This is a genomic window from Streptomyces sp. NPDC044044 (genome assembly GCF_056434405.1).
In genome coordinates this window covers 198,256-221,429 of record NZ_JBWKFG010000009.1, presented here as the reverse complement: position 1 = coordinate 221,429, position 23,174 = coordinate 198,256, and the positions used below count along the sequence as shown (strand labels likewise).

At 71.3% G+C, this 23,174-nt stretch carries 21 protein-coding genes, 1 tRNA gene and 1 pseudogene; 8 read left to right on the top strand and 15 right to left on the bottom strand.

The genetic code is table 11. The features are described 5' to 3' along the window. Window positions 1–102: 102 nt before the first annotated feature. From mshC to AC07AG_RS31710, 4 genes are all read right to left on the bottom strand, one after another. On the bottom strand, window positions 103–1,332 hold the full coding sequence (mshC, locus tag AC07AG_RS31725; protein WP_478759571.1) for a cysteine--1-D-myo-inosityl 2-amino-2-deoxy-alpha-D-glucopyranoside ligase: 1,230 nt from the start codon (window positions 1,330–1,332) through the stop codon (window positions 103–105). 123 nt (window positions 1,333–1,455) lie between these two features. Beyond that, window positions 1,456–2,322 carry an SCO1664 family protein gene (locus AC07AG_RS31720; protein ID WP_478759570.1) on the bottom strand — a complete coding sequence of 289 codons (867 nt, stop codon included), beginning with the start codon at window positions 2,320–2,322 and terminating at the stop codon, window positions 1,456–1,458. Further along, the gene (locus AC07AG_RS31715; protein WP_363210848.1) at window positions 2,286–2,876 is read right to left on the bottom strand and encodes a DUF3090 domain-containing protein; all 591 of its coding nucleotides are present in this window, start codon (window positions 2,874–2,876) and stop codon (window positions 2,286–2,288) included. The genes AC07AG_RS31720 and AC07AG_RS31715 overlap by 37 nt, the downstream gene beginning before the upstream one ends. Window positions 2,877–2,957: 81 nt before the next feature. Further along, complete coding sequence (locus AC07AG_RS31710) at window positions 2,958–3,644, bottom strand: histidine phosphatase family protein (protein ID WP_478759569.1); 687 nt, start codon at window positions 3,642–3,644, stop codon at window positions 2,958–2,960. A 62-nt stretch (window positions 3,645–3,706) separates the two neighbouring features. Here AC07AG_RS31710 and corA point away from each other — a divergent pair, with 62 nt between their 5' ends. Further along, entirely contained in the window at window positions 3,707–4,705 is a 999-nt protein-coding gene (gene corA / locus AC07AG_RS31705; protein WP_478759946.1) for a magnesium/cobalt transporter CorA, read from the top strand. 24 nt (window positions 4,706–4,729) lie between these two features. On the opposite strand, the gene AC07AG_RS31700 is transcribed toward corA, so the two are convergent. Then, a complete protein-coding gene (locus AC07AG_RS31700) occupies window positions 4,730–5,518 on the bottom strand; it encodes a ferritin-like domain-containing protein (RefSeq protein ID WP_478759568.1) in 789 nt (262 codons plus the stop codon). A 223-nt stretch (window positions 5,519–5,741) separates the two neighbouring features. Next, on the bottom strand, window positions 5,742–6,791 hold the full coding sequence (locus AC07AG_RS31695; RefSeq protein WP_478759567.1) for an LLM class F420-dependent oxidoreductase: 1,050 nt from the start codon (window positions 6,789–6,791) through the stop codon (window positions 5,742–5,744). A gap of 174 nt (window positions 6,792–6,965) precedes the next feature. Between AC07AG_RS31695 and AC07AG_RS31690 the strand changes: the two genes are divergently transcribed. Together AC07AG_RS31690 and AC07AG_RS31685 are read left to right on the top strand one after the other, a co-directional pair. Further along, window positions 6,966–7,946 (top strand): aldo/keto reductase, encoded by a 981-nt coding sequence (locus AC07AG_RS31690; protein WP_478759566.1) that lies wholly within the window; start codon window positions 6,966–6,968, stop codon window positions 7,944–7,946. Further along, entirely contained in the window at window positions 7,943–10,192 is a 2,250-nt protein-coding gene (locus AC07AG_RS31685) for a helix-hairpin-helix domain-containing protein (protein ID WP_478759565.1), read from the top strand. The genes AC07AG_RS31690 and AC07AG_RS31685 overlap by 4 nt, the downstream gene beginning before the upstream one ends. Before the next feature lie 84 nt (window positions 10,193–10,276). On the opposite strand, the gene AC07AG_RS31680 is transcribed toward AC07AG_RS31685, so the two are convergent. Then, entirely contained in the window at window positions 10,277–11,056 is a 780-nt protein-coding gene (locus AC07AG_RS31680; protein ID WP_478759564.1) for a hypothetical protein, read from the bottom strand. A gap of 47 nt (window positions 11,057–11,103) precedes the next feature. Here AC07AG_RS31680 and AC07AG_RS31675 point away from each other — a divergent pair, with 47 nt between their 5' ends. After that, window positions 11,104–11,292 carry a DUF5703 family protein gene (locus tag AC07AG_RS31675; protein ID WP_190082655.1) on the top strand — a complete coding sequence of 63 codons (189 nt, stop codon included), beginning with the start codon at window positions 11,104–11,106 and terminating at the stop codon, window positions 11,290–11,292. Window positions 11,293–11,381: 89 nt separating this feature from the next. Here AC07AG_RS31675 and AC07AG_RS31670 read toward each other — a convergent pair whose 3' ends face one another. The 3 genes from AC07AG_RS31670 to AC07AG_RS31660 form a co-directional block, all read right to left on the bottom strand. Then, window positions 11,382–12,131, bottom strand: a complete 750-nt coding sequence (locus AC07AG_RS31670; protein ID WP_478759563.1) for a chaplin — start codon at window positions 12,129–12,131, stop codon at window positions 11,382–11,384. Between the two features lie 140 nt (window positions 12,132–12,271). Continuing rightward, window positions 12,272–12,505 carry a chaplin ChpH gene (gene chpH / locus AC07AG_RS31665; protein ID WP_249590930.1) on the bottom strand — a complete coding sequence of 78 codons (234 nt, stop codon included), beginning with the start codon at window positions 12,503–12,505 and terminating at the stop codon, window positions 12,272–12,274. A gap of 183 nt (window positions 12,506–12,688) precedes the next feature. Further along, window positions 12,689–14,041 (bottom strand): M20/M25/M40 family metallo-hydrolase, encoded by a 1,353-nt coding sequence (locus AC07AG_RS31660; protein WP_478759562.1) that lies wholly within the window; start codon window positions 14,039–14,041, stop codon window positions 12,689–12,691. A gap of 181 nt (window positions 14,042–14,222) precedes the next feature. Here AC07AG_RS31660 and AC07AG_RS31655 point away from each other — a divergent pair. Beyond that, window positions 14,223–14,307 (top strand) — tRNA-Leu (locus AC07AG_RS31655). Window positions 14,308–14,367: 60 nt separating this feature from the next. Here AC07AG_RS31655 and AC07AG_RS31650 read toward each other — a convergent pair. From AC07AG_RS31650 to AC07AG_RS31640, 3 genes and pseudogenes are all read right to left on the bottom strand, one after another. Beyond that, window positions 14,368–14,643: pseudogene (locus AC07AG_RS31650) on the bottom strand (ATP/GTP-binding protein); the annotation flags it as partial. A gap of 40 nt (window positions 14,644–14,683) precedes the next feature. Then, window positions 14,684–16,081, bottom strand: coding sequence for a hypothetical protein (locus tag AC07AG_RS31645; protein WP_478759561.1), 1,398 nt, complete (start codon window positions 16,079–16,081; stop codon window positions 14,684–14,686). Further along, window positions 16,068–18,944, bottom strand: a complete 2,877-nt coding sequence (locus AC07AG_RS31640; protein ID WP_478759560.1) for a peroxidase family protein — start codon at window positions 18,942–18,944, stop codon at window positions 16,068–16,070. Before AC07AG_RS31640 ends, AC07AG_RS31645 begins: the two co-directional genes overlap by 14 nt. A 412-nt stretch (window positions 18,945–19,356) precedes the next feature. Here AC07AG_RS31640 and AC07AG_RS31635 point away from each other — a divergent pair, with 412 nt between their 5' ends. Both AC07AG_RS31635 and AC07AG_RS31630 read left to right on the top strand, forming a co-directional pair. Further along, the gene (locus AC07AG_RS31635) at window positions 19,357–20,634 is read left to right on the top strand and encodes a lipase family protein (protein WP_478759559.1); all 1,278 of its coding nucleotides are present in this window, start codon (window positions 19,357–19,359) and stop codon (window positions 20,632–20,634) included. A 42-nt stretch (window positions 20,635–20,676) separates the two neighbouring features. Then, window positions 20,677–21,198, top strand: coding sequence for a putative immunity protein (locus AC07AG_RS31630; RefSeq protein ID WP_478759558.1), 522 nt, complete (start codon window positions 20,677–20,679; stop codon window positions 21,196–21,198). A 46-nt stretch (window positions 21,199–21,244) separates the two neighbouring features. Here the strand turns inward: AC07AG_RS31630 and AC07AG_RS31625 are convergent, their stop codons facing one another. Both AC07AG_RS31625 and AC07AG_RS31620 read right to left on the bottom strand, forming a co-directional pair. Next, window positions 21,245–21,649: a YchJ family protein gene (locus AC07AG_RS31625; protein WP_478759557.1), complete on the bottom strand. Its 405-nt coding sequence runs from the start codon at window positions 21,647–21,649 to the stop codon at window positions 21,245–21,247. Between the two features lie 48 nt (window positions 21,650–21,697). Next, window positions 21,698–22,399 carry a FadR/GntR family transcriptional regulator gene (locus tag AC07AG_RS31620; protein WP_478759556.1) on the bottom strand — a complete coding sequence of 234 codons (702 nt, stop codon included), beginning with the start codon at window positions 22,397–22,399 and terminating at the stop codon, window positions 21,698–21,700. Window positions 22,400–22,571: 172 nt separating this feature from the next. Between AC07AG_RS31620 and AC07AG_RS31615 the strand changes: the two genes are divergently transcribed. Continuing rightward, complete coding sequence (locus AC07AG_RS31615) at window positions 22,572–23,081, top strand: gluconokinase (protein WP_478759555.1); 510 nt, start codon at window positions 22,572–22,574, stop codon at window positions 23,079–23,081. Window positions 23,082–23,174: the final 93 nt, after the last annotated feature.

The following is a 23,174-nucleotide window of genomic DNA, read 5'->3' as shown; positions in this document are numbered from 1 at the left end:
GGCCGGTGTCTAGCGCCCCGGAGGGTGCAAAGGCCATGGACTTTGCCGAGCCGCTGCTGGACTCCTGGAACGGAGATCCGGCGGCGGCCCGGCTGACGAGTCCTACAGCGCGACCCCGAGCAGCGCGTCGACCGCACGGGACACGACGCCGGGGGCGCCCTCTTCCGTGCCGCCTTCGGCGTCCTGGCGGGCGGCCCACGCGTCGACGGCGGCGAGCGCGGCCGGTGCGTCCAGGTCGTTGGCCAGGGCTTCGCGGATCTCCTCGACGAGGGCGTCGGCGGAGGGTCCGTCGGGTCGCGAGACGGCGGCACGCCACCGGCCGAGCCGCTCCACGGCCTCGGTCAGGACGGCGTCGGTCCACTCCCAGTCGGCGCGGTAGTGGTGGGCGAGCAGCGCGAGGCGGATGGCGGCCGGGTCGGTCCCGTCCCGCCGCAGCTTCGACACGAAGACGAGGTTGCCCTTGGACTTGGACATCTTCGCGCCGTCCAGGGCGACCATGCCGGCGTGCACGTACGCCTTGGCGAACGGGTGCTCACCGGTGAGCGCCTGGGCGTGCGAAGCGCCCATCTCGTGGTGCGGGAAGGCGAGATCCGATCCCCCGCCCTGCACGTCGAAGCCCATCCCCAGGTGGTCGAGGGCGATGGCCACGCACTCGATGTGCCAGCCGGGGCGGCCACGGCCGAGCGAGGCACCGTCCCAGCTGGGCTCGCCCTCGCGGGCTGCCATCCAGAGCATCGGGTCGAGCGGGTCCTTCTTGCCAGGACGGTCCGGGTCGCCGCCGCGCTCGGCGGAGAGCAGCTTCATCGCGGCGGCGTCGAGCCCGGACACCTCACCGAAGTGCGGGTCGGACTCCACGGAGAAGTAGACGTCCCCCTCCAGCTCATAGGCGGCGCCCATGTCGCGGAGCCGTTCGACGAGCGGCACGATGCCGGGTATCGCCTCGACGGCTCCGATGTAGTGCTGCGGCGGGAGCAGTCGCAGGGCGGTCATGTCCTCGCGGAACAGGGCGGTCTCGCCCTCGGCGAGCTCCACCCAGTCCTTGCCGTCGCGGATGGCGCGTTCCAGGAGCGGGTCGTCCACGTCGGTCACGTTCTGGACGTAATGAACCTGCCGCTTGTTGTCGAGCCACACGCGCTGCACGAGGTCGAACGCGTTGTAGGTCGCCGCGTGACCCATGTGGGTGGCGTCGTACGGAGTGATGCCGCAGACGTAGATACGGGCGACGGGACCGGGGTCAAGGGTGACAAGACCACCGGTCGCGGTGTCGTGGATCCGGAGGTCGCGGCCCTTGCCAGGCAGGGCGGGGACCTCAGAAGCGGGCCAGGCATGCATGACATGAGCCTAACCGGACGGAGCGTCCGTATACGAGCGGGGATCAAGGTTTATGGCCGAGGAGACATTCTTGACAACGCAGCTCAGGTCACCTGTGGCGCGTGTGCCACCGCCCCGTACGTGCTAGACGGGCGGCCACGGAATGGCCGGCCACTCCCCGCTGGGCACGGGATGCTTCCCGGAGGCCAGCAGCGCGGCGACCCGCGCGCGCAGCGCGTCCACCTCAGCCCCGGTGATCAGCTTCCCCAGCCGCAGGCCCAGCGGCGCCTCCCCGGCGAGCCCGTCCCGCAGGGACTCGAGAACCCCGACCGCCTCGGCGGTCAGCGGCTCCCCCGCCCACCCCCACAACAGCGTCCGCAGCTTGTCATCGGCGTTGAAGGTGACCCCGTGGTCGATCCCGTACAGACGCCCGCGATCGGTCAGCAGATGCCCGCCCTTGCGATCCGCGTTGTTGATCACGGCGTCGAGCACCGCGAGCCGCCGCAACCGTGCGTCGTCCGCGTGCACGAGGAGCGCCGTCCGCCCCTCCCCCACGTCGGCGAAGCCGATCGCCTTCCAGCCGTCACCGGGCTCCGCGCCCTCGACGAGGGCCAGCAGCTCCCCGCCGTCCTCGGAGGAGTCCGGGTCGGATTCCGAGCCCTCGATCCACAGCTGGCACATGCCCTCGCCGTGCGGCCCGTCCCGCAGCACGGTCGGCGGGACTAGGCCCCACCCCGTCGCCTCGGAGACCTCGTACGCGGCCACCTCCCGCTGCGCGAGCGTCCCGTCGGGGAAATCCCACAGGGGCCGCTCACCGGCGACGGGCTTGTAGACGCAGGTGGCCTCCCGCCCCTCGTACGAGACGGAGCAGTAGAGCACCGCGTTGGAGGCCTCACGAATCCGCCCGCGGACGGTCAGCTCACCCCGGGTGAGCAGGTCCACGACGCCGTCGGAGGTGTCCACCCCGCAGGAGCTCACGCGCCCCGCCGGTACCCGTTCTGCCGCGGGCATACATGTCCTTCCGGGTCGAGCGGGAGGCTGCACAGCGGACACGGCGGCCGTCCCGCGTTCACGACGTCGAGGGCGCGCTTGGCGAACGCGCGCGCCTGCGCCCCGGTGAGCCGGACGCGCAGCATCGGCGGCCCGTTCTCCTCGTCCTGCAGAAGCCTTTCCTCGGCCTCCGCCAGATCCTCGTCGGACTCGGCGTCCAGCTCGACCAGGGCCTGCGCCTCGACGATCATCCGTTCCTCGTCGCCGTCCCAGGCGAGCGCCATCGTGCCGACGCGGAACTCCTCCTCGACGGGCGAGTCCAGGGGCGCGCTGTCACTGACCTCGCTGGGTGCGACGGCGGGCACGGGAGTATTGCCGCCGCTGCGGCGCACGACCTCGTCGAGGAGCTCTTCCATGCGTTCGGCGAGGGCTGCCACCTGGGTCTTCTCCAGGGCGACACTCGTCACCCGGACTCCGGCGGACGCCTGGAGGAAGAAGGTACGCCGTCCGGGGAGCCCGACCGTTCCGGCCACGAAGCGTTCCGGCGGGTCGTAGAGGAACACCTGACGCGACACGTCCTGTCTCCATTGGGATCGACTGCGATTGCTCAATTGCGCCTGTTCGGCGCGACGACTGCACCCTACTGCGGGCGACGATCACGGTGCTCCCGTGTCGCCGCCCACCGCCGCGTCGCTGCCGGGCGGCTCCACGCGCGGCGCCAGCGACCCGAAGTCGCCGGTGTCCCCCAGGCGCACGAGGAAGGGCCGCAGGCGCGTGAAACGGATGGCGGTGACGGAACAGGGCTCCACGGAGATGCGCTGGAAGAGGTCCAGGTGCAGTCCGATGGCGTCCGCGACAAGGGACTTGATGATGTCGCCGTGCGAGCACATCAGGTACACGGCGTCCGGGCCGTGCTCACGCTCCACGCGCGCGTTCCACTCGCGTACCGCCTCGGCCGCACGTGTCTGCATGGCCCGCATCGACTCGCCGCCCGGGAAGGCGGCCGCCGACGGATGCTGCTGCACGACCTCCATCAGCGGTTCGCCGGACAGCTCGGCCAGCTTGCGGCCCGACCAGTCGCCGTAGTCGCACTCCCCGATGCGGTCCTCGGTGTGCGCCCGGAGGCCCGGCCGCGCGGCGAGCAGCGGGGCGACGGTCTCCTGGCAGCGCTGGAGGGGGCTGGTGACGACTTCGGCGAGCGGCAGGTCCGCGAGGCGTCCGGGGAGCGCCGCGGCCTGTGCGGCGCCGCGCTCGTCCAGGGCCACGCCGGGGGTCCACCCGGCGAGCAGACCCGCGGTGTTGGCGGTGGATCGTCCGTGCCGGACGAGGATCAGCGTGGGCATGCGGGCCAGCCTAAGCCGCCGACGGGGTGCGCCCCGAGCAGAGGTTCGGAAGAATGCGCTCCGTGATCGTGGACTGCGCGATGTACAGGGACGGGCGCCGGACCGAGTGCGCGTCGGACTTCTCGGACGCCCTCGGCGAGGCGCGTGCCACGGGGGACGCCTTCGTCTGGGTGGGCCTCTACGAACCCACGGAGGCGGAGTTCGACGAGGTCAGCAGGGAGTTCGGGCTGCATCCGCTGGCCGTGGAGGACGCCTTGAAGGCGCATCAGCGGCCCAAGCTGGAGGTGTTCGACGACTCGCTGTTCGTGGTCCTCAAGCCGGTCGTGTACGAGGCGGACAGCGACGCCGTCTCGTCGGGCGAGGTCATGGTCTTCATCGGCGACGCCTTCGTGGTGACGGTCCGGCACGGCGAGGGCTCGCCTCTCGGTGTCGTACGCCATCGCATGGAGGCGGAGCCCGAGATGCTCAGGCACGGTCCGACCTCCGTCCTGTACGCGGTCGCGGACGCCACGGTGGACCACTACCTGGACGTCGCGGGCGAGCTGCAGACCGACCTGGAGGAGCTGGAGGCGGAGGTCTTCTCGCCGGACAGCGGGGGCAGCCGCAACACGGCGTCCAGGATCTATCGCTTCAAGCGCCAGATCGTCGAGTTCCGGCGGGCCACGGGACCGTTGGCGATGCCCATGATGCGCCTCTCCGGAGCGGGTCCTTTCGCGCCGGACGTGCCGTTCGTGATGGACACGGCACAGCCGTTCTTCCGGGATGTCAGCGACCATCTGACGCGCGTGAACGACTGGGTGGACAGCCTCGACCGTCTGGTGTCCGACATCCTCTCCGCGCATCTGGCGCAGATGAGCGTGCGGCAGAACGACGACATGCGGAAGATCTCGGCGTGGGCCGCCATGGCCGCGGTCCCCACGATGATCGCCGGGATCTACGGCATGAACTTCGACCACATGCCCGAGCTGCACTGGGTGTGGTCGTATCCGGCCGTGATCCTGCTGATGGTCGCGCTCGAGGTCTTCCTCTACCGGCTGTTCAAGCGCCGCGGCTGGCTCTAGGGCCTGTCGTGGCGTGCGGCCCGGTCAGGCGAAGCCGGTCGCCGGCAGGGCGGGCCCGCCGAGTGCGTCGCGCCGCTCGGGCATCTCCAGGGACACCATCCGCCGCCAGCCGCCCAGCCGTTCGTACGCGTAGATGGCGTGCACGCCCGAGGCGAGCGCCATGGACTTGGGCTTCGGCCAGCCCAGGATGCGCCCCATGTGGCCCATCACGGCGAGGCTCACGTCGCGGTACACGCGCGTCTCGGCACGGGCGCACTCGTGCAGGGTGTTCAGGATCGTCCGCCCGTGTCCCGCGGCCGCCAGGCGCAGCAACTCCTCGTGGCAGTACGCCAGGTGGTTGTCCTCGTCGTGGCAGATCATCTTGATGGCCTTGCCGACTTCGGGGTGGTCCCCGAAGTACGTGACCAGCATGTCCATCTGGTCGGCGGCACGCTGTTCGGTGACGCGGCTGTGGGAGAGGTAGACGACGACGTCCCGCTCGGTCAGCGGCTCTTCGCGGCGCAGCTTCTCGTGCGTCAGGCCGATCCCCTGCCGCTCCAGGAGCATGGTGTAGTCGGTCTCCGGCGGGACCGGGACGGGCTCGAGGCCGCGCTTCTTCAGAAGGGCGTTGAAGATCCGCCCGTGCTTGTCCTCGTCGGCGCCGTGCCGGGCGACCTTGGAGGTGAGGGCCCGCTGGCTCTCCGGGAGGAGCGCCGCGATACGGCCGTTCTCCCAGCCTCCCTGCGACTCCCCGCTGGCAGCGATGGAACAGAAGAGCTGGAAAGACTCGTCGTTGTCGAGGATCTCCTCGAAGACACTCCTGGCCGAAAGCATCACTGGCACCTCCATGCCCTCCGCGCGAACCACGCAAAGAACAAGTCAAATGCCGTGACGCGAGTGTGGCAACAGCTGCCGGGGGCAGCTCCGCCAAACGGAGGACAGCTGACCCCGGACGGGGCCGTAACCGAGGGGCCGCATGACGCGTTGTGCTCCGTGACGGCCGTGGCGGGGAAGACCCCCGAGCCCCCACCACGGCCGCAGAACTTCTCCCTCCGGGTTACGCCAGTCCAGCGCGCTCCAGCGCCTGCGTACCCGCGCGCAGGGCCGTGATCCGCTCCTCCAGAGTGAAGCCGGCGGGCGCCAGCGTGAGCGTGGTGACCCCGGCGGCGGCGTAGGCCTGCATCCGCTCGGCGATGCGGTCCACGGAACCGAGCAGCGTGGTCGAGTCGATCAGCTCGCGCGGCACCGCTGCCGCGGCGCCGTCCTTGTCGCCGGACAGGTACTTGTCCTGGATCTCGGCGGCTTCCTTCTCGTAGCCCATGCGCTGGGCGAGCTGGTTGTAGAAGTTCTGCTTGCGGCTGCCCATGCCGCCCACGTAGAGGGCGGTGTACGGACGGAACATGTCCGCGAGGGCGCTGACGTCGTCGCCCACCGCGAGCGGCACCGTCGGGACGACGTCGAAGCCCTCCATCGTCTTGCCCGCCTTCTCGCGTCCGGCGCGCAGGTGGCGGATCGCGGTGTCCTCCAGGTGCTCGGCGGAGGGGAAGATCAGCAGGGCTCCGTCGGCGATCTCGCCGGTCTGCTCCAGGTTCTTGGGGCCGATCGCGGCGACGTACAGCGGGATGTGCTCGCGCTGCGGGTGGACGGTGAGCTTGATGGGCTTGCCCGGACCGCCCGGCAGCGGGAGCGTCCAGTGCTCGCCCTCGTAGCTGAGGCGCTCGCGCGTCATCGCCTTGCGGACGATCTCGACGTACTCGCGGGTGCGGGCCAGCGGCTTGTCGAACTTGACTCCGTACCAGCCCTCGGAGACCTGCGGTCCCGAGACGCCGAGTCCCAGGCGGAAGCGGCCGCCGGAGAGCGAGTCGAGCGTGGCGGCCGTCATGGCGGTCATCGCGGGCTGCCGGGCCGGGATCTGGAAGATCGCGGATCCGATGTCGATGCGTTCGGTCTGGGCGGCCACCCAGGACAGCACCGTCGCCGCGTCCGAGCCGTAGGCCTCGGCGGCCCAGCAGACCGCGTAGCCGAGCTTGTCGGCCTCCTTGGCGACGGCGAGGTTGTCCGCGTCCATCCCCGCGCCCCAGTAGCCGAGGTTGATCCCGAGCTGCATGGCCGAATCCCCTTACTGAGCAGTAACGTCCCTGTGCCGGGGACTGTAGCGCGTGGCCCCGTGCGCCGTCAGCGGCGGGCGGACGGGTGGCCGGGTCCGCCGAGTCGTGGACAGGGCACAGGTTTGTCCACAGCCCCTCACGCCACTGGAGCACGGCCAGTAATCTCAGCGCCCATGGAGCAGAGGCATCTCGGCCGTACCGGCCTTCGCGTGTCCCGGATCGGACTCGGCACCCTCACCTGGGGGCACACCCAGGAGAGCGACGCCGCCGATCTGCTGAAGGTGTTCTGGGAGGCCGGCGGCAGCCTCGTCGACACGGCTGATGTGTACGGCGACGGGGAGGCCGAGTATCTGCTCGGCCGACTCATAGAACGGCTCGTGCCGCGCCGCGACCTGGTCATCGCGACCAAGGCGGGCAGCGTGCCCGACCCCGACCGGCGCTTCGACGGCTCGCGGGGCCACCTCCTCTCCGCGCTCGACGCGTCCCTGGCCCGCCTGGGTACGGACTACGTGGACCTGTGGCAGCTGCACGCCTTCGACCCCTGGACGCCCCTGGACGAGACGCTGCAGGCCCTGGACATCGCCGTCAGCAGCGGCCGGGCACGCTATGCGGGCATCTCGAACTTCTCCGGCTGGCAGCTCGCCAAGGCGGCGACATGGCAGCTCGCGGCCCCGGGCACGCGCACGCGCCTGGCCAGTACGCAGATGGAGTACTCCCTGCTGCAGCGCGGCGTCGAGCGGGAGCTGCTGCCCGCGGCGATGGACCTGGGCGTGGGCCTGCTGCCCTCGTCGCCGCTCGGCCGCGGCGTGCTCACCGGGAAGTACCGCCACTCCACCCCGGCCGACTCGCGCGGCGGCTCCGAGCATCTGGCGCCGTTCGTCGCGCCCTACCTGGACGACGCCGCGAGCCGCATCGTCGACGCGGTCGCCACGGCGGCGGACGGCCTCGCGGCCACGCCCCTCCAAGTCGCCCTCGCCTGGGTGCGCGACCGCCCCGGAGTGACCGCGCCGATCGTCGGCGCGCGCAACGCGCAGCAGCTCACGGCCGCATTGTCAGTGGAGACCCTTAGTCTTCCTGACGAGATCTGCCAGGCGCTCGACGACGTGTCGGCGCCCGTGCACCGCTACCCCGATCAGGACTGGAGCACGCTGTGAGTACGGAGCCGGAAACCGCTGCCGCGGAGGAAGCGGAGGCCGCTGCCGCGGAGGAGACCGGGGCGGGGGCTCCGGAAGCCACGGACGCGGACAGCTCCGAGGGCCCTGAAGCCGGCGCTGACGCTGCTGCCGACACTTCTGCCGACACTGCTTCCGACACCACCGCCGACGCCGCCACGGACACCACCGCCGACACGACTGCCGACACCGCTGCCGAAAGCAAGGAACTCTCGGAGACCGAGGCGGAGATCGCCGCCCAGCGAGAGCTCCTGGAGCGGATCGCCGAGCGGAAGGCCGCCAAGCAGGGGCCGGTCGACGCCGGGGCCAAGCTCAGCGGCACGGCGGCCGATCTGCTGGCCGCCGTGCGCGCGGTGGAGAGCGGCGAGCAGCCGGCCGCCAGCGCCTTCCGCGAGCCCGAGCCCGCACCCCGCAAGGCCGCGCCCGAACCGGCACGGCGCCCACAGCCCGTCGCGGCGGCCCCCTCGGGCCCCGGGGACGACGCCGTGACAGCGGTCCGTGCGGTGCTCTCTGAGGGAGGGGCGCCCGCCGACCTCGCCGCGCGGACGGCGGCGGCGCTCGGCGAAGGCGCTGATGCGCAACTCCGTTCCGACCCCTGGCAGTTGCTGCGGGTCAGCGGTGTGCGCACGGAGCAGGCCGACGGATTCGCGCGGGCCCTGCTCGGCGCGGAGTGCGGGCCCGACGACGAGCGCAGGGGGCGCGCGATCACCGCCTGGCTCCTGGAGCAGGCGGCCGTCGCCGGGCACACGGCCCTGGACGCGGCGGCGCTCACCGCGGCGCTCGGGCAGCGTGCCGTGCCCGATCCGGACGCGGCGGTGCAGGACGCCATCGCGGAGGGCGACATCCTGGTCTTCCAGGACGCCATCGAGACACCGGGCGCTCCGGCCCCCGCGCAGGATGAGGACGACGGCGATGGCGAGGAGACCGCGCAACCGGTCCGCGTCCTGGTCGGCCTCGAGCAGTACGCACTCGCGGAGGAGAGCCTCGCCGACGGGCTCGCCCGCGTGATCAACTCCCTGCCCAAGGAAGAGGGTTCGGGCCCGCGGTCCGCCGACTGGGAGTCCGCAGCGGGCGAGGCATCCGGTTCCACCGCCGAACTGATCCGTGCCGCGGCCGGTCACGGCCTCGTGCTGCACACCGGCGGCGAGGCGGCACGCGCCGAGCCCGCCGCGCTGGTGGCGACCGCGGCGGGCCTGGGCCTGCGGGCGTGGGCGGCCACGCACAGCTCCGCGGGACGGCGCCGCGTCGCCGGGCTCACAGGTTCGGACGAGGCGGGCGCCGCGACCGTGGCGGGGCTGCTCTCGGGCGCCGAGGGCCCCGGCCGGGACAGGGACGGAGCGCTCGCCCTCGACCTCCTGGTGGTCCTCGACGCACCGCAGCTGGACGTGGAGACCGCCGCGATGCTGGTGGAGTCCCTGCCGGACGGCGCCCGTCTGGTGCTGAGCGGCGACCCGGGAGTGCTGTGGTCGGCGGGCCCCGGACGGGTCTTCGCGGATCTCCTCGCGGCGCGCTGCTGCCCGCAGGTCGTCTCGCGCGTCCCGGACCCCGGCCCCATCGGGGAGCTGGTCTCCGGCATCGGCATCGGCGAGCTGAACCAGGTCGAGGCGCCGGGCAAGGAAGTCGTGATCGTCCCCGTGCGCGACGCGGGCGAGGCGGTCCACCGCACGGTGCAGCTCGTGGCGGACTCGGTGCCCCGGGCGATCGGGGTGCCCCCGGAGGACACCCAGGTCATCACTCCCGGGCACGGCGGCGCCGCGGGCACGCGCGCGTTGAACACCGCGCTCAAGGAGCGGCTGAACCCCGGCCCCGGCCGGTTCGGCGGCTTCGACCCCGGCGACCGCGTCGCCCACGTCCCGGCGCCCGGCCGCACGACGCCGGGCCGGGTCCTGCGGGCCGACGCGGAGGGACTGCACCTGGAGTGTGACGGCACCCCCGTCGTCGTACCGAAGGAGCTGGTGGAGCAGACCGTGCGGCACGCCTGGGCACTCACCGCGCACCAGGCCGTGGGCCTGAGCTGGCCCGCGGCGGTCGTGGTGCTGCCCGGCGACGCCACGGCGGCCCTGAGCAGGCCGTGGGTCTACACCGCGTTCAGCCGCGGTGAGCGGCACCTGTCGGTGGTCCAGGGCGCGGAGCAGGCGTTGCCGCGCGCGGTGGCGGAGATCCCCCCGAAGGCCCGCACGACGCGCCTCCAGACGCTCCTGCGCCCCCAGGTCCCCGCCACGTCCTGAGCGGAGCCTGGCTCCCGCGCTTCCGGGCGCCGGTGGCCATCACGTCCACCGGCGCCCGGAAGCTGCGGCCACGCGCCTGAGGGGTCAGCGGTCCGCGTCGAGGGGGCTTCTGTCGTCGTCGACGTCGAGCGCGTCCCCCACGTCCCCCTCGTCGCCGTCGTCGCCGTCGTCGATGTCGTCGAGTTCCTCCAGCACCGCCACGGCGTCGGGATCGACGCGGACCCGGACGCCATCGTCGTCCGGGTCGTCGTCGAAGACCGCGCTGACGTCGAACCGGCACACCACCCGGTGCGGGTCCGCCTGGTCGAAGGGGGCGTCGAGCCACTCCCCCGGCTCGGCGGGCTCGTCCGCCGCGGTGACCCAGAGCGTGGAGTCGCCCTCCTCCAGGCCGAACTCCTTGTGCCGGGAGGCGATTTCGTCCGGTTCGAACTCCCCGAAGAGGACTCCGAGCGCGGCGTGCACGCTGCTGCCCGCCGCCGCGGCGGCGGGACTCCCGTCCACCGTGTCCGCGTCGAGGTCCGCGACCCGCTGGGCCTGCGCCAGGAGCCGCTGCGGCTCCGCGACGGCGTAGTCCCTGCGGATCAGCACGCTCAGCGCGTTCGCCTCCTCCGGGCCCTGGTAGGGCGGCAGCACATCGCTGTCCGAACCGGGGATCTCGAAGGGGGTGACCTCGTCATAGCGGTCGTAGAGAAGCTCGTCGTACTCCTCGGCCGCGGCGGCCAGCTCGTTGAACGCTTCGTAGACGGCCGGGTCGTCCTCACCCGACCTGCGTTCGACCGCGGCAAGGTGACGGTCGAGCGCGGTCTTGACCGCCTCGGCGGCGGCGCGTACCTCGGCAGCGGTGGGCTGCGCAGCATCAGACATAGTGCAGACGCTATCCGTACCGGGCCTGTACTTGCACAATAGATGCGATGCCGGAATACGAATTTGTCGACGTGTATGTGCCGCGCGGGGTCACCCGCAAGGAAGCAACGCGCCTGCTGACGGACCACGCAGAGTACGGACACTGGGAGTTGGACCGCCTGAGCCTGCACGCAGACGGCAGCCGCAGAGTGCGGCTGAAGCGGCGGATCATCCGCCAGCTGCGGGCCACTTGGTGAAGTGAGAAAGCAGGAATGGAGGGTGCCCCGATCAGGCGGGGCACCCTCCATTCCGTGTACGGGGTCGAGCGGCGGCGTGCCGCCCTCGATCAGGCGGCCGACCGCGTCCTGCGGTACAGCACCGTTCCCGCGAGCAGCATGCCCGCGCCCACCGGAAGCACGACGCCGACCGGCAGCTCGCTGCCCGTCGATGCGAGCGTCTCCGAGCCCTTCGGCTGCGCGATGGTCTGCGTACCCGGCTGGTTCGGCACGGCCCGGTCGTCCACCGGCTTCTCACCCGGCGTGCCGGGCTTCCCCGGCTGCTCCGGCTTCTGAGGCGTCTCCGGCTTCTCGGGCCCGCCCGGCGGCCGCTCCGGCTTCGTGGGCGGCTTCTCGCTGCCCGGCGGGGGCACCTCACCCGAGTCGTTGGCGCACTCGTTGCCGGTGGTCGCGTTGCCGAGACCGCCGATGGTGACGCTGTTGCCGCAGACGTTGACCGGCACGTCGACCGGCAGCTGGATGTCGTTGCCCGAGCCGACACCGGGCGAGTCACTGGTGTGCCCCTCCGCCGCGGCCCCGCCGCCCGGAGGCTTGCTCGTGCCGCTGCCACCCTCGTCGGAGGTGTTGGCGCAGTTGTTGCCGGCCGCGGGGTTGAGCACCCCGATGACGTTGACGCTGTTGCCGCAGACGTTCACCGGCACGTGCACCGGCAGCTGGACCGAGTTGCCGGACAGCACACCGGGAGAATCCGACGCACCCCCACGGGCGCCCGAGTCGGCGTGCGCGTATCCACCGCTGATGGCGAGCACGCCCGTCGCGGCCGCCACCGTGATCAGGCCTTTACGAGTGACCTGTCGCATAGGTTTTCCCTGTCTTATGACCTTCAGGAATGCGCACGCCCCTTGAGGTGCGTACGCGGAATGCCCGAAAGCCCCGGAGTGCATGGCACGCACTCCGGGGCCGACAGACTCAGACCCTCATGGGGTGAGACACAGCAACGTCACTTGTTGACGCAGGTGTTGCCGAAGGCGGGGTTCAGCAGCCCGATCACGGAGACCGTGTTGCCACAGACGTTGACCGGCACGTGGATGGGCGCCTGGACGACATTGCCCGAGAGCACACCGGGAGACTTCACGGCGGCACCCTGAGCACCGGCGTCAGCAGCAGCGATACCCGCACCCGCGAGCACGAGACCACCAGTGGCAGCCGCAGCAGCGACGACCTTCTTGATCATTATTCCTCCTTGTTGGCAATGCGATCCCAGCCGCGGACCGCACCACCTGTAACGAGGAGGAAGTGACGGGGCTACGAGCCTATGGTTCCTTTCACTCTTTTCAGTCAAGTACGTACGTGCTGACGATTATTGGAGTGTCGTTTCAGCACGCAACGCGTCACCGAGGGGCGCGTGCACCGGCGTTCAGGACGCGTCGATGAACCGGTCGAGCACGCGCACACCGAACTTGAGCCCGTCCACGGGCACGCGCTCGTCCACGCCGTGGAACATGCCCGCGAAGTCCAGCTCCGGCGGCAGCTTCAGCGGCGCGAAGCCGAAGCCCCGGATGCCGAGGTCGTCGAAGGACTTGGCGTCGGTGCCCGCGGAGAGCATGTACGGAACGGCGCGGGCGATCGGGTCCTCGGCCTGGAGCGCCGTCTGCATGGCGTCGACGAGCGCGCCGTCGAAGGTGGTCTCCAGGGCCTTGTCCGCGTGCACGTCCGTCCGCTTCACGTTCGGGCCGAGGATCCGGTCCAGGTCGGCGAGGAACTCCTGCTCGAACCCCGGCAGGAAGCGGCCGTCGACATGCGCCGTCGCCTGCCCCGGAATGACGTTGACCTTGTAACCCGCGCCCAGCTGGGTCGGGTTGGCGGTGTTCTGCAGGGAGGCGCCGATGAGCTTGGCGATGCCGCCGAGCTTGGCGAGCGTCGCGTCCATGTCCTCGGGGTCGAGCTCGGTGCCCAGGGCGTCGCCGAGCTCGTCCAGGAAGTGCCGCAGCGTCTTGGTCACCCGCACCGGGAACTTGTGCTGCCCCAACCGGCCCACGGCCGCGGACAGTTCGGTGATGGCGTTGTCCTTGTGGATCATCGAACCGTGCCCGGCGGTGCCGTCCACGGTCAGCTTCATCCAGTGCATGCCCTTCTGGGCCGTCTCGATGAGATAGAGCCGCAGGTCCTCGTTGACCTGGAAGGAGAAGCCGCCGACCTCGCTGATGGCCTCCGTGACGCCCTCGAAGAGCTCCGGGTGGTTGTCGACGAGGTAGCGCGCGCCGTACGTGCCGCCGGCCTCCTCGTCGGCCATGAAGGACAGCACGATGTCGCGCGGGGGCTTACGGCCGGTGCGCATGCGTTCCCGGACGACCGCGAGGGTCATCGCGTCCATGTCCTTCATGTCGACGGCGCCACGGCCCCACAGACAGCCGTCCGCGATCTCCCCGGAGAAGGGGTGGTGCGTCCAGTCCTGGGCGTTCGCCGGTACGACATCGGTGTGGCCGTGGATGAGCAGCGCGGGCCGGGAGCGGTCCTCGCCCTCGATGCGGGCCACCGTGGAGGCGCGGCCGGGGTGCGACTCGAAGATCTGCGGTTCGAGTCCCACCTCGGCGAGCTTCTCCGCGACGTACTCGGCGGCCTTGCGCTCCCCCGGGCCCGAGTGATCGCCGTAGTTGCTGGTGTCGATGCGGATCAGGTCGCGGCAGAGATCGACGACCTCGTCCTCACCGGTGACGGGCCGGGACCGGTCCGTCTCGCCCGCCCTGTCGGCCCTGCTCGACTCGCTCACGATGGTTCCTCCCGCTATCGCTGCTGGTGGTCCTCCTCATCCTCCCGCGCCCACCCCCCGACACCCAAGGCCGGGCACCCCTCGTCATGCGCCGTTCACGCACCTGGCCCGTGTGATCAGAGGCCCCTGAATGTTTGCTATTGTTTTCCACGTCGCCGCGGGAAACCGCGACAGACCACCGGTCCGGGTGGCGGAATGGCAGACGCGCTAGCTTGAGGTGCTAGTGCCCTTTATCGGGCGTGGGGGTTCAAGTCCCCCCTCGGACACAGCGATACACCGCGAGGAGCGGGCCAGGAAATCCTGGCCCGCTCTTCTTTTTGCGGTGGTCAGCGGGCGGCTTCCAGCACGGGGGCCGAACGCTCCTTGAGGTACCGGATCAGGGCGATGAGCACGTCGCGGCTCGACGTCCGGTCCCTGGCGTCGCAGGCGACGACCGGTATGTGATCGGGGATGTCCAGCGCGTCACGTATCTCCTCGACGGGGTGCTCCCTGGAGTCCGGGAAGACGTTGAGGGCGATGACGAAGGGCACGTCCTGGCGCTCCATCTCCTCGATCGCCCGGAAGCTGGAGGCGAGGCGCCGCGTGTCCACCAGGACGACGGCCCAGGACGTAGAGCACCAGCACTTCTTCGGCCCGGCCGCCTCAGCCGTCCCACAGGCCACTGTGCCGACGGTGCGCCCGCGTCAGGCCCTGGGTGAAGTACTTGTCGTAGTACTCGTTCTCCACGTGGTGGGCCTGGAGCCAGATCCCGGGGACGTGGATCGCGTCCGTGTGCGCCGGGAAGCGGCGGTGCGTCCGCAGGATGTACGTGCAGATGTCGCGGGCGCACTCGATCACCCGCTCCTCGTACTCGCTCGCCTCGGCCAGATAGCGCTGGCCGTAGTCCTCGCGGTAGATGCGGCCGAAGACGTCCTTGTCGCCGTAGACGCCCCCGGGTCCGAATTTCTCGCGGATCACCGCGTCCACCGCGTCGGACATCGACGCGAACGCCGGCGGGCACATGGCGGAGATCAGCTGCTCGCCGTCCGGTGCCTTCAGGCCCACCGGGTGCGAGCGCACGTTCGCGTACTTCGGGAGCGGGATGTGCCAGCGCCACACGTCGGCGGGGCGCCAGCGCGGGGTGACGAAGGTGAAGCCGAGCATCCTGCCGTAGGCACGGGAGAACTTCGGGTCGCCCAGGGCGATTTGAGGGTTGATGGAGGCGTGGATCCAGGCGCCCAGGCCCATCGCATCCGCCACCAGCATCAGGTTCTGGAGCAGCAGGTCCGCCTCGATCTGGGTGCGGAGCGGGCCGAGTACCCCCAGGGGCAGCTTCAGCTCCTCGTTCAGGAAACCGTTCTTGATCCACTTCTGCACGCCGGCGGGACGGTAGAAGTTCCGGTCGTCCACCAGCGTGGGCCGCGCCCCGTCCGGCTGGGTGAGCAGGTACATCAGGGCGTTGATGTACTGGTGGGACAGGTCGACCACCGGGAACAGGACCGTCGTGCCCGGCAGGTTGGACAGGAAGCGGTTCGAGTCCAGGTAGGCCGGGAAGTCCCGCAGGCCCTCCGCCACGTCGAGGCGGTGGTCGAGGACCTTGACCTTGGACTCGCGCGCACGGGCGGTCAGGGTCACGTCGTCGAAGGGCTCCTGCGGCGCCGGGGGCAGCTTCCTCAGGTAGTACGTGCCGGTGTCGTTGATCAGGAAGAAGTGCGTGCCCTGCGCGTTGTCGGGGCTGCCCGCCGTGCGCCCCGCCATGGTCAGGTTCGGCTTCGCCATGATCGGCTTGCCGTCGCGCGGGTCCTCGAAGGGGCGGTCCGGCATGGTGAGCCCGGTGCAGCCGGTGAGGGCGATCAGGACCGCCTCCTCCAGCTCGGTCAGCGGCTGCGGGGCGTTCTTGGAGACGTGACTCATCGATCCCGCGGGGACGGTGGCGCCGCGGCTGACCCGGTGGGTGCGGCGGCGCCAGACCGTCTCCAGAAGGGGACGTACGAAGAGGTCGGCGAGCCCGGGGTGGTGTCCGTTCGCCCGGCCGTCGGGCCCGTCCTCACTCGGTGGCATCGCTGCCTCCGCCCCGCATCGGCTGCACCTGCCGCCACGGCGCGAACGCGCTCGCGTCGCGCGGCAGCAGCCCCGCGAGCTCCGGGGCGTGCCGCTGGATCACGGACTTCATGCCGCTCTTCTCGACCCATTCGATGCCCAGCGGTGTGTAGATCTCGGGGCGGTAGTCGACGGTCAGGAAGCGGTCGCTCTGCAGGCGGCGCGTGGCCATCAGGATGAAGACGCGGAAGGCCGTGTCGCTGAAGCCGAAGCCGGTCGGCGGGTTCTCGGCGAACAGGCCGACCACGGTGTCGATCTCGTCGACCGAGGCGTAGACGTCCTTGAGGCGCGCGACGGTCTCGGGGTCCTGGCTCAGCTCCTCGAAGCGGCTGATGCGCGGCTTGTGCAGGCCCGCGCGGAAGTCGTTGTAGCGCGGCACGCCCCGCCTGCGGGTGCGGACGAGGTCGACGACCGACAGGTCGATGATCTCGCCGTCGCGCTCGAAGCGCTGCAGCGCGCGCGGGAAGTTGTTCAGGGTGATCGCGCCGGGGTGGGCGATGCCGAACGAGTAGAGCGTGTCGGCCAGGCCCGTCTTGCGGATGGCGGCCTCCGCCGCGCCGCCCTGGATGTCCTGGAAGGTCAGGCTCTCCAGGCGCTGCCCGAACTTGTGCTCGCGCATCACGTAGTCGTCGGGGATCAGCGGGTGCATGCGGTAGACGGTGACGAAGTCCTCGGTGAGGGAGTACGGCGCCGCGTGGTGGTCCGGCAGGGTCTTGGGGATGCCGGTCAGCGAGTGGGACTCCAGGAGCCACAGGCCGAGTTTGTCGAGCCAATTGTCCGGCGGGCCCTCCCAGTTGGTGTGCAGACCGAGGTCGATGGCCTCGGTGGCGAGGATCGCCGGGGTCCACTCCACCGTGTGGATCTTGGCGATGAGGGCGGAGACGACCAGACGCGCCGCGTGGTAGATGCTGTCCTCGCTCATCGCCGGATACTCGCGGCGCATGGCCGCGCAGACCGCGTTGTGCTCGCGGGCGAAGAGCGTGTGCATCGCGCTGAGGCCCAGCCACCAGCTCTCGTTGAAGCCGGTGAGCGGGATGCCGTTCTGGCCGACGGGCAGGTGGCCCTCCTCCAGACGGAGGTCGGCGCTGCCGTCGGGCTCGCGCAGGAACTTCGCGGTGTGCTCGTCCGCGCCGTACACCTCGGAGCCGTCCCACCAGTGGGATGCCGAGTTGGCGAAGAGGACCGGGGGCTGGTTGCCGGGCTGCTGGATGCCCTCGTTCTCGGCGAAGCGCATCACGTTCTCGGGCGGTCCGCCGGGGGTGTTGTGCCAGGTGCTGCCGGGCGGCAGCGGCACCTCGACGGCCTTGCCGCCGACGGGGTAGCGACGGTGGTTGACCCAGTCGTGGACCTGGAACTGGATCCAGGCGGCGGCCAGGATGTTGAGCGAGGTCGCCGGCACGAAGGTGTCGCGCTGCAGGAGCCGGCGGCTGACGGTGACGGGATTCGGGGTGTCGAAGAGGTCGGGCCGGTAGTCCGGCTTGAGGTTGCGTCCGAAGGCCGCGCCCACGGCTCCCATGGAGGGCGCGGAGAGGTCGTTGTACGACCCGTCGTACGACCGGGCCGTGCGCAGCCGCTCGTCGACCCCCGCCGGCACGGGGACGGCCTTCGGCGGCGCCTCGTGGACGTCGGTGTCGATGAGGTTGAGGCGCCTGAGCGCCTTGCGCAGGAAGACCAGGTTCAGCAGGCTCGCCGACACCGGCAGCCGGTGCCACGGCACATAGCGGTTGAGCGCGGCGAAGAACCGTCCGACGGGGATGCCGAGGAGTGTGTTGCGCAGCGGCTCCTCGGTGCTGAAGCGCAGGCCCTTGCGGTGGGCGGCGCTCGCCTCGTACGCGGCCTTGCGGGCGCGGTTGAGATTGCCGAGGGGGCGGAACGCGTCGGTGGTGTACCAGGGGTTGAAGGCGAGCTCCTCGACCCGCCCTGCCGCCGCCATGGCCTCGGCGGTGGCCAGGTCCTGGCGTGGCACGGTGAGGCGTCCGACGGGCACCGCGGGCGTGATGGCGTCCTTCCACTCCACGGAGCCGTCCTCGACGGGCGTGCGCTGCTCGTCGACGTACCGCTGGACGCACAGCTCGAAGGCGACGTCGGACGTGACGAGGCGGTGCGCCAGTTCGCGGTGGAGGAAGCCGGGGTCGCGGCGCTCGGGCCTGGGCTCGGGGGCGCTGCCCACGACGGGGCGCAGGAGATAGCGGACCGGTCCCGCGTCGCCCCAGAGGATGGCGCCGCGGCTCCAGTACGTCTCCTTGGCGAGGCTGTCGACCTTGTGCCGGGTGGCGGCCTGGATGTTGCGCCGCATCCGGGTCGCGGTGGAGAGGCCGACGGCCAGCGGCAGCTTCACGAACAGGCCGAAGGCCTTCTGCAGCGTGCTGTTCGCGCCCGCCATGGACTTGGCGAAGGCGACGAACTCACGGGCGTCCCGGGCGTGCGACACCGGGAAGTTGGTGGCGAGCAGGTCGTGGCTCTCCTCCTCCGACACCGTCACGCGCACGGCCAGTCCGCGCAGATCGGCCGCGGCGTCGGGCTGCCGGGTGCCGCTGGCGTTGGAGAGCCGCACGGTCGCCGGATAGTCGGCGCCCGGCCGGACGAATCCGCCGCGCAGGGCCTCGGGCACGTCGTCGTGGATGGTGAGGCGGGCATTCTCCACGCCGAGCGCGGGTTTCGCGTGCTGGGTGCGCGCGAGGGAACCGGCGCCGCCGGCCCGCCGGTTCTTCGCCTGGACCTTCATGATCTCTTGGGCCAGGCGCTCGAAGAGGCGGTGCTCCGCCTCGGGGCTGCCGCCCGCGTAGCGCTCGTAGGTCTGCTCGTACTGTCCGGTGTCGGCCATCAGGCGCTTCCTTCGCACGCAGGCGTACGGGACGGGGGGCTCGGCCCTGCTGCCAGACGCCTCGGGGCAGGCGGGAGTCTGCCGACAGGGCCTAGGACGCTACTGGCGCCGCCGGAGCCCCGCAGCGCGGGTTCCCGCCTATGTGCGGGGCGCCGCGCGGAGGTCGAACAGGCAGGCGGGCGGCGGCATTTGGGCCCGTCGGGCGCCCTGGCGCGGCCGTGCGGCACGGCGCGGGTGATCGTCCGGCAGTCCCTCTGGGGTCTCCTCTCCCAGCAACCCCAGGAGGCAGGCGCCGCCGATGGCCGGTCCGCAACGGGTGAACAGGTGACCGGAGCACGCGAGTTGACTGCGGATCGGGCCGGTGGTGTGCTCGCAACTCCCTTGCCGTCAGCGCCCGTTCCCGGGGGGAACCATGCGGGACCACCACGCCAAGGCACCGCCCTTCACCGATCTGCGCCCGTACAAGGACGTCACAGGAACGGGCCCCGCCGTGGGCTTCCCGGTCTATCCGGACCTGGTGGAGCGATTGGCGGAGGACAAGGCGCAACCCGATCCGGACGGCGTGGTCCCGCACGCTCTTGCGACCTGTGCGGCGTACGCCTACGCCGGCACCCCGGAGGACCCCGACCCCGCGACGCTCGCCATGATCATGGCCAGGCTCGGCCTGGAGGAGAACCGCTGCCGGGTCTTCGAGCAGCGGGTGGGCGCGCTCTACATCGCGTCGGCGGCGTACCTGCTGCAGGACAAGGACCGGCGGGTGGTGATCCTCTGCTACCGCGGCACCCAGCCCGAGGACATCATCAGCATCCTCACCGACGCCGACGTACGCCCCGAGACGCTCCACGTGGACCTCGGCGGTGAGCTGCACGACGTCCACGCGGGCTTCTACCGCAACATGCGGGCCTCGCGGTACCTGGTCATGCAGGCCCTGGAGCGGGCGCTGCGCGGCGAATCGGTCGACCCCGACGAGCAGGGCACGGTGGGCGACGGCATGGAGGCGCTGTACATCACCGGGCACAGCCTGGGCGGTGCGATGGCGGCGCTGATGGGCGTCGTGCTGGCCCACGAGCCGCGCTACGCCGCCGTCGCGGAACGCCTGAAGGCCGTCTACACCTTCGGCCAGCCCATGCTCGGCGGACCGGAGCTCGCCCGCGCCTGCCACCGGGCCTGCGATCCGCGGGGCGTCCACGTGCTGCGCGACCGGCTGATCCGCTACATCTACGACCGCGATGTCGTGCCCTCGCTGCCGCCGCGCCCGGTCGGGCCGTACACGCCCTTCGGCCGCGAATTCCACTACCGGCGGCGGAGGGGCCCGGTCGACGGGGCCCTGACGCTCGTGGCCGAGGCGGCGATCGAGGCGCTGTCGCTGCCGGGCGATCTGCTCGGGGGGCGGCTGCCTGCCGTGGCGGGGCGCAGGGCGAAGGCGGTGGGGCGGGCCCTGGCGGATGTGGTGCGGGGGCCGGGCCAGGAGCCCGGCTGGGTCGAGGTGCGCGATCCTGCGCCCCGCTACCCGCAGATGGACAGCCTCGCGGGGCTCGCGGTGGTGGCACCCCTGGCGTTCTTCGCGGCCCGGCTCGCGCTGACCCGGAGCGTCCCGTTCACGTACTCCTTCGAGGACCACGGTCCGGGGCACTACGTGAACGCGCTGGCTCCGCCGGGGGTCATGAGCGAGTACGGGGACGTCCGCTGAAACTCCGGCGACAGGCGGCACCCCGAGCGGCATGATGTCCCGGTGGACGAAGTGACGATCAGCGACGAAGACCGCAGGCTTCTCGGGCTCTGGGCGGCCGACTGCGTCGAGCGGGTGCTTCCGCTGTTCGAGGCGCGGGCGCCCGGCGACAGCCGTCCCCGCGAGGCGATCGAGGGCATCCGGGAGTACGTGCGCGAGGGGAAGCGGACCGGGCGGCTGCGCTCCCTCGCCTGGGCGGCGCACGCGGCCGCACGCGAAGTCGACGACCCGGCCGCCACCGCCGCGGCCCGCGCCGCGTGCTACGCGGCGGCGAGCCCCTACATCCACCCGCTGGCCACCCCGCACCAGTCGAAGCACGCCCTCGCGCCCGCGGTCCACCAGGCGCTGGCCCGTGAACTCGCCGCCGGGGAAGGCCCCGAGGCCGGTGACGAGGAGCTCCGGTGGGCGATCGAGCGCGTATCGCCCGCCGTGCGCGAGCTGGTGAGGCGGATGCCGGACCGCAGCCCGGGGCGCAGCCGCCTCGACACGCTCTATTACGAGCTCGACGCTGCTCTTCGCCGCTGAGCGGACGGCAGTTGAAGGGCCGGGGGCCGGTTGAAGGGACGGGCGGTCAGTCGATGAAGGCGCCGTCGACGTACACCCAGGCCCCGTCGAGCCGCTCGAAACGGCTCCGCTCGTGCAGCGCCTCCTTGCGGCCCCCGTCGGTGTAGCGGGCCCGGAACTCGACCGTGCCGGTGGTGTGGAACGCGGTGCCGTCCGCCGTGTCCAGGATCTCCAGGCCGACCCAGCGCAGGCCGGGGTCGAACTCCACGCGCGGCGGCCGGGTGCGCGGGTGCCAGGTGCGCAGGAGGTACGCCTCGTCCTTGACGGCGAAGGCGCAGTAGCGGGAGCGCATCAGCTCCTCGGGCACGGCGGCCGTGGCCTCGCCCCGGTGCAGCCGTCCGCAGCACTTCTCGTACGGCTCGGGGTGACCGCAGGGGCAGGTGGTCTGGGGGCGGGTGGCGCGTCGGGACATGCGGGCCATTGTCCCTGACCGGCGGGAGTGCCCCGCAGGGGTCGTCCGCTAGGGGGCGAGGATGTCCAGCTCGTGCAGTGCCCCCACGGCGATCTCCCGCGTCAGCTCCTCGGCCCGCGCCGCGTCGCCCTCGCGTACGGCCTCCGCGAGCCGGACGTGCAGGGTGACGGCCGCCGGGTCCGGGTCCTCGAACATGACCTGGTGGTGGGTGCGGCCCGCGAGGACCTCCGCGACGACGTCTCCGAGGCGGGCGAACATCTCGTTGCCCGACGCGTTCAGGACGATGCGGTGGAAGTTGATGTCGTGGAAGAGGTAGCCCTCCAGCTGCTGTCCCCGCGAGGTGGCGACCATGCCGAGGGCGCATTCGGTGAGGGCCGCGCACTGCTCGGGGGTGGCGTGCTGGGCCGCGAGCCCCGCTGCGGCCGGTTCGATCGCCGAGCGCAGGACCGTGAGGGAGCGCAGCTGGCGCGGCCGGTCGGCGCCCGCGAGACGCCACCGGATGACCTGCGGGTCGTAGACGTTCCACTCCGCGGTGGGCAGCACCGTCACGCCGACCCGGCGCCGGGACTCGACGAGGTGCATCGATTCGAGGACCCGCACGGCCTCCCGTACGACGGAGCGTGACACCTCGAACCGCTGGGAGAGCTCGTCCGTGCGCAGCACGCTGCCCGGCGGGTACTCGCCGCCGGTGATGGCGGGCCCGAGGCTTTCCAGTACGCGAGCGTGCAGCCCACGGGCCTGTGCGGTCATGACGTCAGGGTATGTGGGGACCCTCGGGAACAAAAAGTCAGACTTTTGTGTCACAGCCTCTTGAATTTGTCAGACCTAATGGGTTTCAGTGACGTGAACGAGCCATGGGTCTCCCCCGTCCCGTGGCTCGTTCTCGGACCGATGTCGAAGAAGACAGCGAGGCAGGACAGCGATGAGCACCCCCCACGTCGTCGTAGTGATGGGCGTGGCAGGAACCGGCAAGACAACGATCGGCCCCCTGCTCGCAGCCCAGCTCGGCGTTCCCTACGCCGAGGGCGACGACTTCCACCCCCCGGCGAACATCGCCAAGATGTCGGCCGGGACCCCGCTGACCGACGACGACCGCTGGCCGTGGCTCGATGCCATCGGTGCCTGGGCCCACGGCAGGGCCGGGCTCGGCGGTGTGGTCAGCAGCTCGGCGCTGAAGCGCTCCTACCGCGACCGTCTGCGGGCCGAGGCGCCCGGCATCGTCTTCGTCCACCTCACCGGAGACCGGTCCCTCATCGAGGACCGGATGTCGCACCGCCAGGGCCACTTCATGCCGACGGCCCTGCTCGACTCGCAGTTCGCCACGCTGCAGCCGCTCGGCGCGGACGAGGCGGGCGTCGCGGTCGACGTCACCGGCACCCCCGAAGAGATCAGCGAGCGGGCCTTCCGGTCTCTGGGCGCGCTCGACCAGTAGTTCCCCGTAGTCCCCGTAGTCCCCGAAGTCCCCTGTAGCCCCCGTGAAAACCCGTCCCCCCGCACCCCCCTCCCCTGACGTACAAGGAAGACA